Source organism: Streptomyces sp. NPDC016677, assembly GCF_055562815.1.
The window spans coordinates 1-1,582 of record NZ_JBVHEO010000040.1; the positions used below are offsets into that span (position 1 = coordinate 1).

2 protein-coding genes are annotated in these 1,582 nt (G+C 30.6%); both read right to left on the reverse strand.

The window, feature by feature from the left end:
- Positions 1 to 618 precede the first annotated feature (618 nt).
- Positions 619 to 1,353 carry a sulfotransferase family 2 domain-containing protein gene (locus ACZ3IG_RS36135; protein WP_404764489.1) on the reverse strand — a complete coding sequence of 245 codons (735 nt, stop codon included), beginning with the start codon at positions 1,351 to 1,353 and terminating at the stop codon, positions 619 to 621.
- 15 nt (positions 1,354 to 1,368) lie between these two features.
- A partial coding sequence (locus tag ACZ3IG_RS36140; RefSeq protein ID WP_467437477.1) for a hypothetical protein occupies positions 1,369 to 1,582 on the reverse strand: 214 nt, incomplete at its 5' end.

Below are 1,582 nucleotides of genomic sequence, written 5' to 3' on the forward strand. Positions count from 1 at the left end.
CGTTCTCGTTTTGTCATAATTGCATCTTCTGATCAGTTTTAGGTCAAGTGAACATGAGCTTATTTTTCTGTCCAGATAAGTGTAGACAATCCATATAAAAATTACTTTAGGAACGAAACAGGGTGCGCCTTTTAATGGCACACCCCTTAATGAGGAGGTTTTATGAGAGTACGGATGCCCCACTACTCTTAGACAGAAGGGTTTGTGACTTCCACATCACATTAATAGAGTATGCATTGTGAAATAATAATGCACGGCTATTGTCCATTTAGCAATGGTGTTTATTTAAAAAAGTATGTATAAGAAGTTATACTAGCTATAAATAGGATTTATTTTTTTCAATTCATCTTTTACTTCCTTTCTGAGTAGTACTTTTTAAATTACTGTTATATCTCTTAATGAAATTATCATTAGAAAGTGGTGTTGTGATGAATTGCATGTTTATATAACTGTACAAAATTGAAAAAAGTATAAAGTATTAAAATAATTAGTGAATATGAATGGTTTCTTAAAAAAGTAAATGCACTAACTGAGCTATACCCCAACGATAGTGCCGATTACCAAAGAATGAAAAGTATGGAGGTAAGGCCTTACTCTGCGAGTAAGGCCTATTTATTTTTATAGATTTTTTTGTTTTTCTATTAATTGTTGAAGTGTTCGTTTTTCTTTTATGGAGAGATTGTCCAGTTTATTTAAAAGTAATTTTTTTGCGTAATCATAAACTTCTATATCCATTTCGTTATATTTTTCAATGAGCCTTAAGGTTTCTTCAGGTAATACTTCTTTTGTTAATCTAGATTTAGTCATATTCATTTTTCTATATTGTATATTGTGCCATTTGAAAGTTTTTTTAAACAAATATAGTGACTCATTAAACAATTCTGTTATTCCGACCATATCAAATGACATTATTCTTTCTTTTGCTATATTCACATCTGGATTTATGGGGTATCCACACAGAAGAGTAGTTTGATTATTTTGTGCTTCAGGAGTTGCTTCTACAAATTCTTCCAGAGTCATTTCCTTCATCCATTCGTATCCAGGATAGTCGTTCTCCTTTAAATAATAATAAAGAGACAGAACACGGTCGACAGGATGACGAAGCATTGTAAAATAACGATAGGGCTTATTGAAATGTTCATGTATACCATAAAAATGATGTCCAGAAATGGCATTAATTCTTTTTTTATGCTCCTTATCTAATTCGGATAAAGGAATGATCTTCCGATCAAATAAATCATGATTATGGAATTCTTTTACTGTATATTGACGAGTAAATACTGAATTAAGTGTTGTACCTCCAGTTTTGGGTATATGGAGAAAAATTGTTAGGTTCTGTTTCTTTTGGCTCATACTGTCCCTACTTTTTCAATTAAATTTATCTGAAATTAATGTTATACCTTGAAAAATACGCTCCCATAGTAAATCATTACCCTCCCAAATTTCCTCATTTGGCATTTCGATTGCGCATACATTTTTGATTTTCCAATCTAGTTCTACTATTTCTGTTACTTTAGAATGGTTAACAATAAGAATACAAAAGTTATATTTTACTAATTGGGATAATATATTTTCTAATTCT